Consider the following 15,315-nt stretch of genomic DNA (forward strand, 5'->3'; position numbering starts at 1 on the left):
CGATTTCTTTCTTAAGAAATTGAAACAACATCAGCAATGCATCTTGCCCCATCAAAAATTTTAAATTTTGTTCCTTGCGGGATCTTTTCATTTTTCCTTATGAGAAACCAAGCCTTCGCATAGCTGATGTTTTTATTGGCTATATGTTCGTAAATATCTAAAACGATACTTCTAGGAAAATTTTCTTGAAAAATCCCATCTTCAAATTTGCTTACAGGATAAAAGAGACCAGTAGGGGGAATTATCTTGCAACCTCCGTCTTCTCGGGACTTCCAAAAAATTTGAACATTAACAGTATTGTCAGCATTGATCATCTCGCCCTCCTGATACTTAATTTCAACAGTTTGAGGTTATAGATTGTTTTCATTTAAAGTATTTGTAATTTCATATTTCATTAGTATGGGGTAATAATCTGGCTGTTTTATTGTAGTTTGATCTGGGTATGGAGAGAAAAGGTCGTCTGAAAACGTTTTTCAGACGGCCTGATTAAACTGTTGTGGTTTGATCTACCATACGATCACTATGATTTATTTAATTAAATATTCAGTCTTGTCAAATAACAAGGTAATGTTAATTGGGTCTTGTTTGGATAGAGATATAGATTGATAGTTATTTAATATTGTTTTTTGTATAGATGCCAAATAATCATCTAATTTTTCAGGAAATAAACTTGCTATATCCTCGATTTCCGTACCTTGGTGAATAATATCTGAGTATATGGATTCAATAGGAATCAATTTTAGAAGTTCAATACTCTTCGGTCCAAACATCAAATATTCTATATCGTCAATATTTGCCTTCTTCTGTAATAGAGATGTTACTCCCCCCCAAGAGTAAGGTATTGAGCAAAAATTTAAACTGATCTAGATTGCTTGTATCTATTGAGATTTCCATAGTTGTCTTTCTCTTCATTTAAATGTCAAAGTATATATTATCAATATTCCTATGAAGGACTCCGTCTTTGCTTTGTTTTGATATCAAAAAGCAAACTGGTTTTCGTATATTCAAAAACCATCATAACCAGTAGATGTATTAAGGATGCCAGATTCAGTTCACCTTGTAAGGCGGAAAGGGTAGAGTGGACTTTACCTGCGAAGAAGTTGTTTGAAACATAAAAAGGTCGTCTGAAACTGTATTTTTCAATTTCAGACGACCTTTGGTTTCAGAAAAGCATAGTGTGATACGGTATCACTATACTTTTAGACTTCAAAATTTAACGCCAGTAACGCCACCAAGGCATGTCGTTCGGCTGCCATTGGTGTTGCAGGAACGGGCTTTGCGGGAAGTTGGTTTCCAAGACGCGGCGGGTGTCGGCGGCGAGTTGGGGTTTGTCCAGTTTTTTGTAAGCCAGCTCCATCATGGCAAGGGCTTCTTCGACGTAGCGGGTGTTTTGGTAACGCTCGACGATTTTTTGAGCGCGGTTGACGGCGGCAAGGTAGGCGCCGCGTTTCATGTAGTAGCGGGCAACGGAGATTTCGTTACCGCCCAACGCGTCCACCAGTTTCGCCATGCGCTCGGTGGCGTCGGCGGCGTATTTGCTCTCCGGATAGCGTTGTACCAATTCGGCGAATGCTTGGTATGCGCTGCGGTTGGCTTTAGGGTCGCGGTCGGACCAGTCTTGCGAGGCGAGTTTGTTGAGGAAGGATTGGTCTTCGTTGAACAAAACCAAGCCTTTGAGATAAAGCGCGTAATCCATATTCGGATGTTGCGGGTGATGGCGCTGGAAGCGGTCGATGGCGGCGAGGGCTTTTTCAGGCTCGTCATCTTTGTAATAGGCGTATGCGGTATCCAGTTGCGCCTGTTGCGCGTAGCGGCCATTGGGGAAGCGGGATTCTAAAATTTCGTATAACTTGATGGCTCGCGTATAATTGCTGCTGTTCAACTCGTCATGCGCTTCGGCATAGAGTTTTTCTACGTTCCAATCTTGTGTGATTTGCGCGTCTTTATCGACCGTACCTTTATTGCTTGCACAGGCACCGAGTGCCAGACTTAACGAAACTACTAAAAGAATTTTTTTCATGCAGAATACTTCCTTTGATAATGAAGCCGATTATAGCGACGATTTAGACTTTACGTCAGCCCCCGAAGCAGAAAGTTGTGTTAATTTGACTGTTCCGCTGGAGCTTGCGGGCGGGCGACTGGATGCTGTGTTGGCAAAGCTCATGCCTGATTATTCGCGCAGCCGCCTGACATCGTGGATTAAAGAAGGCGCGGTTATTGTAAACGATAAGCCTGCCCAACCCAAAGACAAAATGATAGGCGGAGAATCCGTCAGCGTAACGGTACGTCCGAGCGAAGAGAATCTCGCGTTCAAACCCGAAGCGATGGATTTGGATATTGTGTACGAAGACGATACCGTCATTGTCGTCAACAAACCTGCCGGACTGGTTGTCCACCCCGCCGCAGGCAACTGGACGGGGACGCTGCTCAACGGCCTGCTGGCGCATTGTCCCGAATTGAGCCAGATTCCGCGCGCGGGCATTGTCCACAGGCTAGACAAAGAAACCAGCGGCCTGATGGTGGTCGCCAAAACCCTGCCTGCGCAAAACTCCCTCGTGCAACAGCTTCAAGAACGCACGGTCAAACGCATCTACCGCGCCGTCGCCAACGGCATCGTTCCCTTTGACGGCAAAATCGAAACCCAAATCGGACGCGATCCGCACAACCGCCTGAAAATGGCAGTCGTCAAATTCGGCGGCAAACCTGCCGTGACACACGTCAAAGTGTTGGAACGCTATCTTGCCCACAGCTACATCGAATGCTCGCTCGAAACAGGCAGGACGCACCAAATCCGCGTCCATATGCGCGAAGCCAACCACCCGCTTGCCGCCGACCCTGTTTACGGCAACCTGCGCCATCCGTGCAGCGAACCGGTAAAAGAAGCGGTCAAAAGTCTGGGCGCGCGTCAGGCGTTGCACGCCTACCGCTTGAGTTTCGTCCATCCGAAAGCCGGTGAAACCGTTTCCTTCGAAGCCCCGATTCCTGACGATATCTACCATTTGCTCTCCGTCCTGCGTCTCGAAGCGGGCTTGGATTCGTCTTTGAGCAACGAAGAAGAATGGCAGGACAAACTTGGCACGGATGACGACGATGATTGGAACGAAGACGACTACGATGTCGAAGTGGTTTATGTGAGGGATTAAGTAGGTGTTTTCAGACGACCTTCATGCAGAAGGTCGTCTGAAAACAATATTCTGTTCAAGTTAACGAAATAGCAGATCGAATATGAATATAGAAATGTTTTACAGATTGTATCTTCAATTATTTCAAGAAAATAAAGAAATACTTGATCAGATCCGAGAAACTAATGATGAAATTGGAGCAGTCCTAAGAATACATTTAATTTGTGAGCAGTTTTTAGAGATTTACATATGCAGCTTTTGCAACCAAGAAAAAATGTTTTGGTTTCAAGAAAAAGCGAATAGCGAAGAGCAAAAAATCACTATCAGTTTTGATCATAAATTAAAAATGGCTAAGTCTTTAAAACTGCCTGACTGGGGATACAATATATTCGCAAATGTAAATACTATCAGGAATCGGCTCGCTCACCGGATTAACGGTCAAATTGATTACACAAGATTAGAAAGCATCTTGAGCTTTATTAAATCAGATGTCGAACCGCTTATTCCATTTCATAAGCATTTTTTGGATAAATTTAGTCTCCCAGATTATTCTGAAGAAGGTGGGCTCTTTAAATTTCTAAATAAAATAAAAACATCTGAACCTAGAATGACATTAGTTCTATCTATTTATTACACATTAATATTCCTTAATTTAAATATTCGGGAAAAATATGAAACAAATGAATAAATTTTAACTCCAGCTGACTGAAAACCCGTTCCCGACATACCATGAAAACCATCACAGAAACCTTAAACCTCGCCCCGAAAGGCAAAAATTTCCTGACTGCCGACTGGCCTGCGCCTGCCAACGTCAAAACCCTGATTACCACCCGCAACGGCGGCGTGAGCCAAGGGGTGTATCAAAGTTTGAACCTCGGTTCGCACGTCGGCGATGATCCCGATGCCGTGCGCCGCAACCGTGAAATCGTGCAGGAACAGGTCGGGCTGCCCGTTGCCTACCTCAATCAAATCCACAGCACCATCGTCGTCAACGCTGCCGACGCATTGGGCAATACGCCCGACGCAGACGCTTCGGTGGACAACACGGGCGAAGCCGCCTGCGCCGCGATGACTGCCGACTGCCTGCCTGTCTTGTTCTGCGATAAAGCCGGGACGGTCATCGCTGCCGCACACGCGGGCTGGCGCGGTTTGGCGGGCGGCGTATTGCAAAACACCATAGCCGCGATGAATGTCGCGCCCGTCGAAATCATGGCATATCTCGGTCCTGCCATCGGCGCGGACGCATTTGAAGTCGGACAAGACGTGTTCGACGCATTTTGTACGCCTATGCCCGAAGCGGCAGACGCATTCGAAGACATCGGCGGCGGTAAATATCTTGCCGACATCTACGCACTGGCACGTTTGGTTCTGCGCCGCGAAGGGGTAGACATGATTTACGGCGGCACACATTGCACCGTCTTGGAACGCGACACTTTCTTCTCTTACCGCCGCGACGGACAAACCGGCCGCATGGTCAGCCTGATTTGGTTGGCGGAATAGTGCGCGGTAAGCCGTGTATCCGATATTTGACTGAAAAAAGTCGTTGTTAAGCGTATCGGTTCCAATATCGTTAGGGTCGTCTGAAAATATCGGTTTCCTCAATTTCAGGAACGGTTTTCAGACGACCTTTGTTCGTTGTATCCTTTAGATAAATCAGGCGGTATTTGTCATTGCATATGACGCTATTGAGGTCGTCTGAAAACAAGGAAACCGTATGTTTGATTTGCACCGTGCTTTAACCGCTGACGGTATTGCGATATACCGTCCTGCCGACTATGTTTCGGGTAAGAAGGCGTTGCTTGAAGATTATTGCCGTGATGTGATTGCACTTTTGACCGACTATCCGCCCGCCCGTTTTTACTTCGTCCGCTTTTCCGATGAAACGGTGTCTATTGATACGCCGCTCGGTGAGGTACGCTGTTTCGGTAAGTACGGTTACGGCGGAGCTTATTTTATCGTTGGTGCGGACGGACGGGTGTGGCTGTATTCGCCCGAGGCGGAAAATGCTTGGGAGAAGGAACTGGTGTTTGCCGGCAGCAGTTTGGATTTGTTTGTGCAGACTTATTGCCGTTTGATGGCGGAAGTGTTCCTGCTCAAGTCAGGCTTTGTTCTAGAAGGTAGGTTGCCGAAAGATGGAGAAATAACCGAAAACTTGACCCGTTGGCTGGAGCAAGCCGATCCTGAAGTGGCTGTGGAAGATGCTTTTTGGGGACGGCTGCTGTATGAGCTGAAGGAGGGCTTTTTTCCGTTGATGGATAATCCTGTGACGCGGGATGTCGGTATGCCGGAGCATCGTTATCTGGAGGCGGAGAGGTCGTCTGAAAAATTGTAAAACTTTCCGCTGAAGAAAAGTAGTATAGAGACCCAAACCATCCAAAATCAATTTAACGCTGTATCTGCGTAACATGACGGTCAATGCTATGAACGATAAACTGATTCAAACCTTTGCCAAAACTTTTGGTCTTCCTTACAAACAAGAGCTGCAAGAATTGCCGCCGTTGGAAGGCGGGCGGCATCTGCATTTGGGCGCGTTGGACGGGTTTTACCGCCATATGGATGGTACGTGGCAGGGCGAAAACCCGCTTGCTGATTATCGGCTGGAAATGGAAACCCTGTTTTTGCAATGGCTGACTTATGCAAGGCTGCCGGATATTTGGAACGATTGGGCGTTTGGCTGGAATGGAAAAGCCAAACAATATCTGCCGATAGAAGGTTGGCGCGAAGAATGGGCGGTGTTTGGCGTAATGTTTGACGATTCGATTCTTTTTGCCGATACCGTCGCACTCGACAGCCTTGTTTATTGGCTGATGACCGGTTATGGTGCGGTGGAAAACCGCCGCCTTGTCGCGCCGTCTGTGGCTGCCCTGATGCAGACTTTATTGGCAATTTATGATTTTGAACAGAAATGGCAGGCAGAGGGCAGGGCGGTTTATGATGAAGAAGGCTGTTGTACGGCTGCAGAATTGAGTGCGGCATTGCACGATTTGCTGTACCGGGAACTGCCGCCCGAATGTGCGGCAGGGTTTGAAGAAGCGTTTTGGGGATGATTATGTGGTACGAGAAATTTGACTTTCTCAGCCGCGAAGCTCCCGCATCTGATGAGGATTTGGCGTGTTTTTTTCAGACGGCGGACAAGCATATCGGTGATGAAGGTATTTGTGCTTTGGCACAGGCTTTTCCCGCAGCGGGCGTGGCGGAAAAATTTGCCGCCACTGGTCTGCGGCTGCCTGATTACTTTTATATTCCTGAAGAGATGGAGCATCTTTGGCGTTATGCCGTAAGCGGCGAAATCGAAGGAAACGGGCGGGAATTCGGCTATTTTTCGCCGAAAGACGTGGTGGAATTTTATTTTAGTTACGAATTTTGGTTTTACGCCCCGCATTTCCTGCCGGTTGCCTTTGACGGCGGCGGTGTATTTTATGCTTATGATTTCCGCCAGCCTGACGATTTACAGATTGTGTTGGCGGATTCGGGCTTCTACGGAGAAAAAGAAGGCGAATACACGCCTGTGGGTAAAACGTTGGCAGAAGTTTTAAGTCGGAAGCCTGATTAATTCGTTGCTTGCAACCAAGTCAAAACGGAACTAAGGAGATACAAAAAATGAAGATTACTTCGCTGGATCATTTGGTTTTAACCGTTGCTGATATTTCCCGCAGCATTGATTTTTATACCCGTATTTTGGGTATGGAAGAAATCACGTTTGGCGAGGGGCGCAAGGCTTTGTTGTTTGGCAGGCAGAAAATCAATCTGCACATGCGCGGGGCGGAAGTTGTGCCTCATGCTGAAAATGCTGCCTGCGGTACGGCGGATTTGTGTTTGTTGACGGAGACGCCTTTGGAGCAGGTTTTGGAAGAATTGGCTTCGCATGGGGTGGACGCCATCAGCGGGATTGTTCCGCGCACGGGAGCGGTCGGCGCGATACGGTCGGTCTATTTGCGCGACCCTGACGGCAATCTTTTGGAAATCAGCCGTTACGAATAGGTCGTCTGAAATACCGTTTTCTGCAAAAAAGGCTGCATCATGAACACCGTTTCCATCCAAAACCTTTCCCACCGCTACGGCAAGACCCTTGCGCTTGACGATGTGTCGCTGGACATTCCGAAAGGCGCGACGGTCGGTTTGATCGGGCCGGACGGCGTGGGCAAATCGACGTTGCTCTCGCTGATGGCGGGTGTGAAGATGATTCAGGACGGACGGGTGGAAGTGTTGGGCGGTGATATGGCGGACAAGGATGTGCGGCGGGATTTGTCGCACCGCATCGCCTTTATGCCGCAGGGTTTGGGGCGCAACCTGTATCCTACCTTGTCGGTGTATGAAAATATCGATTTCCATGCGCGGCTGTTTGGTTTGGACGGGCAGGAACGCACGCGGCAGATTGCGCGGCTGATGGAGGCGACCCGCCTTGCGCCGTTTTCCGGCAGGGCGGCGGGCAAGCTATCGGGCGGGATGAAGCAGAAACTGAGTTTGTGCTGCGCGCTGGTACATAGTCCGGATTTGCTGATTTTGGACGAACCGACCACGGGCGTGGACCCTTTGTCGCGTCGTCAGTTTTGGGCGTTGGTGGACGATTTGCGGCGGGAACACGCGGGTATGACCGTGATTGTGGCGACCGCCTATATTGAAGAGGCGCAGCGTTTCAAGCGGCTGCTGGCGATGGACGCGGGCAGGCTGCTGGAAAACAAGCCCACTGCCGACGTGCTGGCGGATTACGGCACCGATGTGTTGGAAGAGGCCTACGTCAAAATGCTGCCGCCGGAAAAACAGCAGGGTTCGGGCGGTTTGGACATTACGCCGTTCGTTCCCGATCCCGCTGCGCCGCCCGCGATGGAAGCGCACGGGCTGACCAAGCGTTTCGGCGATTTTACTGCTGTGGACCACGTCAGCTTCACCATTCAAAAAGGCGAGATTTTCGGCTTTCTCGGCAGCAACGGCTGCGGCAAGTCCACCACCATGAAAATGCTGACCGGCCTGCTGGAAGCGACCGAAGGAGATGCCACGCTGTTGGGCAAGCCGATAGACGCGGGCGGCTTGGATACGAAAATGCGCGTCGGCTATATGTCGCAGGCGTTTTCGCTGTATGAAGAACTGAGCGTGCGCCGCAATCTGGATTTGCACGCCAGACTCTACCAGATGGGCGCTAAAGGCGCGGCGGCGGTGGAGGAAGCCCTGCAACAGTTTGATTTGGCGGACGTTGCCGACACTGCGCCCGCATCGTTGCCGTTGGGCATCCGCCAACGCCTGCAACTTGCCGCCGCCTGTCTGCACCATCCCGAAGTATTGATTTTGGACGAACCGACTTCGGGGGTCGATCCCGCCGCACGCGATATGTTCTGGCGGCATCTTCTGAAACTCTCCCGCGAAGACAAAATCACCATTTTCGTTTCCACCCACTTTATGAACGAAGCCGCCCGCTGTGACCGCATTTCCTTTATGCACAAAGGCCGCGTGCTGGCGGTGGGCACGCCCGCCGAACTGGCGGCAAGGCAGAATGCGCCGGATTTGGAAGAAGCGTTTGTACAGTATCTGATTGAAGCGGAAGGCGGGGAAGGTGAGGAAAGGTCATCCCGCCAGGAGGCTGCGCACTCTGGAAGTGAACAGCGCGAGTTTCGCCAAGACGTAGACGGCGTGCGTGAACAAAGTTCACACACCCTATCGGCGGAAACTTTGACCGTAGGGTGTGTGGCGCAAGCCACGCATGCGGAAGGGGAATCGGATGACAGGCATTCTGAACTTTCAGACGACCTTCAAGGAAAAGATACAGGGTCGTCTGAAACCCAAAACGGCGTGCGTGAACAAAGTTCATACGCCCTACCAGTAGAAACTCCGACCATAGGGTGTGTGGCGCAAGCCACGCACGCGGAAAGGAAATCGGATGACAGGTATTCTGAACTTTCAGACGACCTTCAAAAAGATACGAGGTCGTCTGAAACCCAAAACAGCGTGCGTGAACAAAGTTCACATACCTTACGAGACAACCCAAACACCGACACCTTCAAATACCGTTTTTCCATGATTTGGACCTTCGCCCGCCGCGAAGCCAAAGAGCTTTTGCGCGACAAAATCCGCCTGTTTTTCGCCGTGTTCGGTCCGCTGATTATTATGGCGTCGGTATCTTGGGGGATTTCGTTTGACGTGCGGAATCTGAAATTCGCCGTTTATGACCGCGACCAAACCGCCGCCAGCCGCGAGCTGGTTGAGTATTTCGACGGTTCGCGCTACTTCCTCCAACAGCCGCCGATACAGTCCGAAGCCGAAATCGACACCGTGCTCAAAAGCTCCGGCGCCATATTGGTCATCGATATTCCGAGCGGTTTCGGGCGTGATTTGGCGCGCGGGCTCAAACCCGAAGTCGGTTTTTATGTGGACGGCTCCATGCCGTTTAACGCCACCAACATCCGCGGCTACATCGGCAGCCTGATTACCGCCTACACTAAAGACCGCATCGCCGAAAGCGGGCTGCCCGTTTCGCTCAAAGCCCCCGCCGGCATCGAACCGCGCTTTATGTACAATCAGGATTTCGACAGTATTAACGCCATCGCTCCGGGCGTGATGATGCTGGTGTTGATGATGATCCCCGCCATGATGTCGGCGGTCGGCGTGGTGCGCGAACGCGAAATCGGCTCTATCGCCAATTTCTACGCATCGCCTGCCGCCGTGGCGCAATATCTGATCGGCAAACAGCTTCCCTATATCGCCGTCGGCATGGTCAACTTCGCCGCCATGATGCTGATGATTATTTACCTGTTCGGCGTGCCGCTCAAAGGCTCGTTTGCCGGACTCGCCATCGGCACGCTCTTGATGGTGTCCGCCACCACCGCGCTGGGGCTTTTGATTTCCTGCTTCGTGCGCTCCCAGCTTGCCGCCATCTTCGCCACCGCCATCATCACTATGATCCCCGCGCAAACCTATTCCGGCTTTCTCTACCCGCTGTCCACCATGGAAGGCGGCGCGCTGATTATCGGCAAAACCTTCCCGTCGTCGTGGTACTACACCGTCAGCGTCGGCAGCTTCACCAAAGGGCTGCACACCGCCGACCTGCTGCATGAATATGCCGCCATCGCCGCCTTTGCCGCCACCAGCCTGATTTTGGCGTGTTTGTTGTTGAAGAAGCAGGAGAAGTGAGAGGTCGTCTGAAAACTCAGCAGGCGCGTATGGATGTCCACCCCGAACCTTAACCCACTATTAAAGAAAGAAACGCCATGAACCGAACAACCCTGTTTGACGGACTGGTCGAACGCTACGGCGCGGTGGCAGAATATCCGTGGGCGAAATTCCCCGACTTTGCCGTGTTCCGCCACACGGGCAAACGCAAATGGTTCTGCCTGTATATGCCCGTGCCGTCTGAAAAACTGGGCAGGGGCGAGGGCGGTCTGACGGAAATCGTCAACGTCAAATGCCGCCCCGAACACATCGGCGCATGGCGCGCGACGGCAGGCATCCTGCCCGCCTACCACATGAACAAAGAACACTGGTTGAGCATCGTATTGGCGCAAACGCCCGCAGAAAATGTGTGGCGGCTGATAGACGACAGCTTCGTGCTGACACGCTAGGATTGATTAACTCCACACATCAAACGAAAGGAAAAACATGAAAACCATAGGTATCATCGGCGGCATGAGTCCCGAAAGCACCGTACTCTACTACCAAATCATCAACCGCGAAACCAACCGCCGTTTGGGCGGCAACCGCAGCGCCAAAATTCTGCTCGACAGCGTGGATTTTGAAGAAATCGTCCGTTTGCAGAAAAGCGGCGATTGGGCGGCGGCGGGAAACGTGTTGGCGCAAAGCGCGCGGAAGCTCGAAGCGGGCGGTGCGGATTTTTTGCTGCTCGCCACCAACACCATGCACAAAGTCGCCCCCGCCATCGAACAGGCGGCCGGCATCCCCTTGCTGCACGTCGTCGATGCCACCGCCGCCGCCATCAAACGGCAGGGCTTGTCCGCCGTCGGCCTGCTCGGCACGCGCTTTACCATGAGCGACGGTTTTTATACGGAGCGCATGGGTTCGCAGGGCGTACAAACCATAACTCCGACCGCCGCCGAACAAGACGAAATCCACCGCATTATTTTTGACGAACTGTGCTTGAACCGCATCCGCCCCGAATCCGCCCGCTACTTTTACGACGTGATAGGTCGTCTGAAAAAGGAAGGCGCGCAGGGCGTGATACTTGGCTGCACTGAAATCTGCCTGCTCGTAAACGAAACCGACAGCCCGCTGCCCGTGTTCGACAGCACCGCCATCCATGCGCTTGCGGCGGTGGATGCAGCGCTGACGGAATAAGTGGGACTCCTGATTAAACTGCTACGGAGTGGGTTTGCCATTTCGTATCAGTTTATCCGTAGTCCCACCCATGATGCGGCAAACGTCAAATTTCACGATATGGATGTTATCCGCTTATGAGGAGTAAACTTTGTGAATAATGTTGACGGTTTTTCCGTTGCGGTTAAATTCCGTATCGGTATGAGCGCCTGAAGCGCAATCCAAACTTTGGTATTCCATATTGATATGGTTGGGATTTTTACGGCGCAGTTTGAAGGACCATTCAAAGGTTTCGGGTTGTGCGTTCTCCGTGTTGCCGCAGTCCATTTTTTCTTTACCGTTCAGAGTCAGGTTTTTGCGCGGCAGGGTGGAAGGAACGGTTTTAGGGTAGGGTGCTTCGCCGTTGTAACCTTGCTTCATAAAGGCGGAGTAGGCTTGTTGCAGCGAACCGGTATAACGGCATTCGTAGCGGGTCACGATGGCATCGAGTTCGGGGTTGCCCGTGGATTTCGGGCTTTCATGGCAGGACAGATTGCCGGCAAAAGCGGCAGGGGAAGCGAGAAGCAGGCAGAGCAGTAAAGGTTTGACGGACATCATAGTTCCTTAGATTGGATTGATAAAATAGGTCGTCTGAAATCAAAGCTGATCCCAAAGACCTTATTTGAAAAACATAATTATACATCGTCGGTCTGACTAAACGAGTTGGATTGACCAAGCAGCGTGGTAGCCGATTCCATAAGCATTGACTTTATCCGATGCGTTTCGACGGATTTTTTAGGAAAAAACAGACTCTATTGTGTGTGCACGGCGAACCTGCTGCCGGACTTTTAATGGGAAAACCGAGGCTGTAAAGCTGAAAAACAGCCGGACAATTTTTCAGACGACCTTTGAGAAGGCAAGCTACCAACAGGAATCCCCATGCGTACCCTGAAAAACATTCTGACCCTGATGCTCAAAGAGTTCCGCAGCGTGCTGACTGATCCGGTGCTGATGGTGCTGATTGGGTATATCTTTACCGCCACGATTTATCAGATGGCGCAGGTGGGCGCGGATTTGAAAAACGCCACTGTCGGCATCATCGACCAAGACCGTTCGGTTTTGTCCATGCGTATCCGCGATGCCGTGCAGCATCCGTTTTTCAAACCGGTAGAGGACGTGCGGCGCGAGGATTCGGACGAATTGATGGATAAGGGCGAGTTCACCTTTATTTTGGAAGTGCCGCCCAATTTTCAGCGCGACATGGCGGCGGGGCGCAATCCTGATTTGCAGCTTTTGGTTGATGCGACGTCAATGACGCAGGCGGGGGTGGGCGCGTCTTATCTTTCGCAAATTATCAACCGCGAAATTTACGAATTCACCGGCGTGACGCGGCCGGAGTTAATCAACCCCGTCATCAATACTTATTACAATCCCAACGGCGAAAGCGCGTGGTTCATGCCGACTTCGCAAATCGGCTCGATGTCGTGTATGTTGCTGATTTTATTGACGGGGGCGGCGGTTATCCGCGAACGCGAGCGCGGCACAATCGAGCATTTGCTGGTGATGCCGGTCAATGCGTTCGAGCTGATGATGGGCAAAGTGCTGGCAAATGCCGCCGTGATTTGGGTGGCGGCCTTGTCGTCGCTGTGGTTTATCGTACATTTGGGCATAGGCGTACCGCTCATCGGCTCGGTGCCGCTTTATGCGGTGGGGCTGGCGTTGTTCCTGTTTTCGGTGGCGTCGCTGGGCATCATGATTGCCACGTTCGCATCGACGATGGGGCAGTTCGGTATGCTGATGCTGCCGGTGTATATCGTGATGAACCTGTTTGCCGGCGGCGCATCCCCGCGCAGCAACATGCCGCACGCGGCACAACTGATCAGCGAATATTGGCCGCTGACGCAGTTTGTGAAGTTTTCACAAGACATCCTGTTCCGCGGCGCGGGGATTGGAATCGTGTGGGGACATATGCTGATCATGGGCTGTATCGGCGTAGGATTCTTATGGTTGGCATTGTTGCGGTTTCAAGGGATGTTGGAGAAGCAGAATTGACGAGATCTTCCCGCCAAGAGGCTGCGCACTCTGAAAATGAGCGAAGCGAGTTTCGCTAAAACAAGCAGAGGGAACTTCCGTGAGAAATTACCCAAACAAACAAGCATTATTGGATGCCGTTCAGACGGCCTTGGATAATTATCTCGCCGAGTTCGCCGATATACCCGAAAGCGCGCGGAATATCCGTACGGCGGACGGCGGCAAAACCCCTTCGGAACATTTGTCCTACCAACTGGGCTGGGTCAGTTCCCTGCTGGATTGGGAACGGCGTGAACAGGCGGGCGAAGAGGTGCATACGCCTGCCGAAGGCTTCAAATGGAACAACTTGGGCGGTTTATACCAACGTTTCTATCAAGTTTACAGCGTTTACACTTTGGCGGAACAACAAGCGATGCTGCGCGGGAAAACCGCCGAATTGTGTGAGTGGATAAAGAGTTTGAGCGAAGATGAGCTGTTTCTTGCAGGGCAGAGAAAATGGGCGGAAACTGCCGCGCAATGGCCGTTGTGGAAGTGGATACATATCAACACAGTCGCCCCGTTCACCAATTTTCGTACTAAGATTCGGAAGTGGAAAAGGGAGGTGAGGAATAGGGCGGATGAGTGATTTTTTAGAGAAATTACCTCTATTTGTTTTATCGAAACTCGTTTTGCTCGTTTTCAGAGTGCGCAGCCTCTTGGCGGGACGACCTTTTGCCGTTCTTGAACAAGTTAGGAGTTTTCGGATAGAGCTTCTGCAAAACCAAGGATTGTAAAAAGCAAACCTGACGGTTCGCTACCCTCTCCCTAGCCCTCTCCCACGGGGAGAGGGGATTAAGGATACCGAAATCCAACCATGTTTGGGATTTCCAGCCAATTTGTCCCTTCTCCCCGCGGGGGAGGGGATTGAGGATGCCGAAACCCAACCGTGTTTGGGATTTCCAGCCAATTTGTATCTTCTCCCCGCAGGAGAGGGATTGAGGATACCGAAACCCAGCCATTTTTGGATTTTCAGCCAATTTTGTCCCCTCTCCCTGTGGGAGAGGGTTAGGGAGAGGGCGGTAAGCCGCAGGCTTACATTCAGGTTTCGCAAAAAATCTTCTGAAAGGTCGTCCCGCTAAGAGGTCGCACATTCTGAAACCGTTGCGGCAAATTTTGTCTGGGTGTAAGAGAAACAAAAGGTCGTCTGAAAACCAAAATCCTGTTTTCAGACGACCTTTTTACTTCATTAACACTTTACCTGACACGCTTTACCTGCCCGACTGTGCCCACACGTTTTGCAGGTAGGCGTAGGTCAGCTCGGCGGTGCCGGACACCAGCGCGATGTCGCTGCCTAAGTCTTCGGCTTTACCCACGCCGATGGGCAGGGCGCCGGCGGCTTTGATGGCGGCTACTCCTGCTGCGGCGTCTTCGATGCCGATGCAGCGGCGGATGTCCGCGCCCACGCCCTCGGCGGCGGCGAGGAAGATGTCGGGGGCGGGTTTGGAATGCGCGACAGCGGCAGGGTCGGCGACGGCGTCGAAGAAGTGGGTCAGCCCCATGCGTTCTAGCAGGAACGGGCCGTTTTTACTGGCAGACGCGAGGGCGATTTTTTTGCCGTTTGCCCTCAATGCTTCCAGCAGCGGCAAAATGCCGGGGTACACGTCTTCGGGTTTAACCGCCTGAATCATCTCGACGTAGTTGTCGTTTTTACGGCGGGTCAGTTCGGCGAACTCGGCTTCGCTGACGGTTTTGCCGCCGTGCGCGAGGATGCGTTTGAGTGAATCGTCGCGCGATACGCCTTTGAGCTGCTCGTTAAACTTGCGGTCGATACTGATGCCCAGTTCTTCGGCGAGCTTTTTCCATGCGCGGTAGTGGTATTCGGCGGTGTCGGTGATGACGCCGTCGAGGTCAAAGAGCACTGCGGTAAAAGTCATTTTGCGCCCTC

The 15,315-nt window shown here is 51.4% G+C and carries 19 protein-coding genes; 12 read left to right on the forward strand and 7 right to left on the reverse strand.

The window, feature by feature from the left end:
* Positions 1-11 precede the first annotated feature (11 nt).
* The 3 genes from ACMYUL_RS11595 to ACMYUL_RS11605 form a co-directional block, all read right to left on the reverse strand.
* Entirely contained in the window at positions 12-314 is a 303-nt protein-coding gene (locus ACMYUL_RS11595; protein ID WP_070513787.1) for a hypothetical protein, read from the reverse strand.
* A 213-nt stretch (positions 315-527) separates the two neighbouring features.
* Positions 528-770 (reverse strand): DUF3969 family protein, encoded by a 243-nt coding sequence (locus ACMYUL_RS11600; RefSeq protein ID WP_415770664.1) that lies wholly within the window; start codon positions 768-770, stop codon positions 528-530.
* 443 nt (positions 771-1,213) lie between these two features.
* Positions 1,214-2,020, reverse strand: a complete 807-nt coding sequence (locus ACMYUL_RS11605) for an outer membrane protein assembly factor BamD (RefSeq protein WP_003742974.1) — start codon at positions 2,018-2,020, stop codon at positions 1,214-1,216.
* Between ACMYUL_RS11605 and rluD the strand changes: the two genes are divergently transcribed.
* The 3 genes from rluD to pgeF all read left to right on the forward strand — a co-directional run bounded on the left by rluD (position 2,019) and on the right by pgeF (position 4,622).
* Positions 2,019-3,143 carry a 23S rRNA pseudouridine(1911/1915/1917) synthase RluD gene (rluD, locus tag ACMYUL_RS11610; protein ID WP_415770667.1) on the forward strand — a complete coding sequence of 375 codons (1,125 nt, stop codon included), beginning with the start codon at positions 2,019-2,021 and terminating at the stop codon, positions 3,141-3,143. The two genes, ACMYUL_RS11605 and rluD, sit on opposite strands and share 2 nt — an antisense overlap.
* A gap of 82 nt (positions 3,144-3,225) precedes the next feature.
* Positions 3,226-3,810, forward strand: coding sequence for a hypothetical protein (locus tag ACMYUL_RS11615; protein WP_415770669.1), 585 nt, complete (start codon positions 3,226-3,228; stop codon positions 3,808-3,810).
* 41 nt (positions 3,811-3,851) lie between these two features.
* The gene (gene pgeF, locus ACMYUL_RS11620; RefSeq protein WP_415770671.1) at positions 3,852-4,622 is read left to right on the forward strand and encodes a peptidoglycan editing factor PgeF; all 771 of its coding nucleotides are present in this window, start codon (positions 3,852-3,854) and stop codon (positions 4,620-4,622) included.
* Between the two features lie 70 nt (positions 4,623-4,692).
* Here pgeF and ACMYUL_RS11625 read toward each other — a convergent pair whose 3' ends face one another.
* Entirely contained in the window at positions 4,693-4,851 is a 159-nt protein-coding gene (locus ACMYUL_RS11625; protein WP_342031863.1) for a hypothetical protein, read from the reverse strand.
* Here ACMYUL_RS11625 and ACMYUL_RS11630 point away from each other — a divergent pair.
* From ACMYUL_RS11630 to ACMYUL_RS11660, 7 genes are all read left to right on the forward strand, one after another.
* Positions 4,837-5,454: an SUKH-4 family immunity protein gene (locus ACMYUL_RS11630; protein WP_415770673.1), complete on the forward strand. Its 618-nt coding sequence runs from the start codon at positions 4,837-4,839 to the stop codon at positions 5,452-5,454. The two genes, ACMYUL_RS11625 and ACMYUL_RS11630, sit on opposite strands and share 15 nt — an antisense overlap.
* Before the next feature lie 88 nt (positions 5,455-5,542).
* Positions 5,543-6,169, forward strand: a complete 627-nt coding sequence (locus ACMYUL_RS11635; RefSeq protein WP_415770675.1) for a hypothetical protein — start codon at positions 5,543-5,545, stop codon at positions 6,167-6,169.
* Positions 6,166-6,675, forward strand: coding sequence for a hypothetical protein (locus ACMYUL_RS11640; protein ID WP_415770677.1), 510 nt, complete (start codon positions 6,166-6,168; stop codon positions 6,673-6,675). The genes ACMYUL_RS11635 and ACMYUL_RS11640 overlap by 4 nt, the downstream gene beginning before the upstream one ends.
* 47 nt (positions 6,676-6,722) lie before the next feature.
* Positions 6,723-7,103 (forward strand): VOC family protein, encoded by a 381-nt coding sequence (locus ACMYUL_RS11645; RefSeq protein ID WP_342031867.1) that lies wholly within the window; start codon positions 6,723-6,725, stop codon positions 7,101-7,103.
* A 39-nt stretch (positions 7,104-7,142) separates the two neighbouring features.
* A complete protein-coding gene (locus ACMYUL_RS11650) occupies positions 7,143-10,244 on the forward strand; it encodes an ATP-binding cassette domain-containing protein (RefSeq protein ID WP_415770679.1) in 3,102 nt (1,033 codons plus the stop codon).
* 77 nt (positions 10,245-10,321) lie between these two features.
* The gene (locus tag ACMYUL_RS11655; RefSeq protein WP_415770681.1) at positions 10,322-10,672 is read left to right on the forward strand and encodes an MmcQ/YjbR family DNA-binding protein; all 351 of its coding nucleotides are present in this window, start codon (positions 10,322-10,324) and stop codon (positions 10,670-10,672) included.
* A 37-nt stretch (positions 10,673-10,709) separates the two neighbouring features.
* Complete coding sequence (locus ACMYUL_RS11660) at positions 10,710-11,402, forward strand: aspartate/glutamate racemase family protein (RefSeq protein WP_415770683.1); 693 nt, start codon at positions 10,710-10,712, stop codon at positions 11,400-11,402.
* Between the two features lie 114 nt (positions 11,403-11,516).
* Here the strand turns inward: ACMYUL_RS11660 and ACMYUL_RS11665 are convergent, their stop codons facing one another.
* Positions 11,517-11,975, reverse strand: coding sequence for a phage tail protein (locus tag ACMYUL_RS11665; RefSeq protein WP_415770684.1), 459 nt, complete (start codon positions 11,973-11,975; stop codon positions 11,517-11,519).
* A gap of 324 nt (positions 11,976-12,299) precedes the next feature.
* Between ACMYUL_RS11665 and ACMYUL_RS11670 the strand changes: the two genes are divergently transcribed.
* A complete protein-coding gene (locus ACMYUL_RS11670; RefSeq protein ID WP_070513764.1) occupies positions 12,300-13,412 on the forward strand; it encodes an ABC transporter permease in 1,113 nt (370 codons plus the stop codon).
* Positions 13,413-13,491: 79 nt separating this feature from the next.
* Positions 13,492-14,016, forward strand: coding sequence for a ClbS/DfsB family four-helix bundle protein (locus ACMYUL_RS11675; protein ID WP_415770686.1), 525 nt, complete (start codon positions 13,492-13,494; stop codon positions 14,014-14,016).
* A 28-nt stretch (positions 14,017-14,044) separates the two neighbouring features.
* Here ACMYUL_RS11675 and ACMYUL_RS11680 read toward each other — a convergent pair whose 3' ends face one another.
* Together ACMYUL_RS11680 and pgmB are read right to left on the reverse strand one after the other, a co-directional pair.
* Positions 14,045-14,407 carry a hypothetical protein gene (locus ACMYUL_RS11680; RefSeq protein ID WP_415770688.1) on the reverse strand — a complete coding sequence of 121 codons (363 nt, stop codon included), beginning with the start codon at positions 14,405-14,407 and terminating at the stop codon, positions 14,045-14,047.
* Positions 14,408-14,638: 231 nt separating this feature from the next.
* Positions 14,639-15,304 carry a beta-phosphoglucomutase gene (pgmB, locus tag ACMYUL_RS11685; RefSeq protein WP_019270379.1) on the reverse strand — a complete coding sequence of 222 codons (666 nt, stop codon included), beginning with the start codon at positions 15,302-15,304 and terminating at the stop codon, positions 14,639-14,641.
* Positions 15,305-15,315 lie beyond the last annotated feature (11 nt).

The organism is Neisseria sp. CP9 (assembly GCF_047758525.1).
Taxonomy (GTDB): Bacteria; Pseudomonadota; Gammaproteobacteria; order Burkholderiales; family Neisseriaceae; genus Neisseria.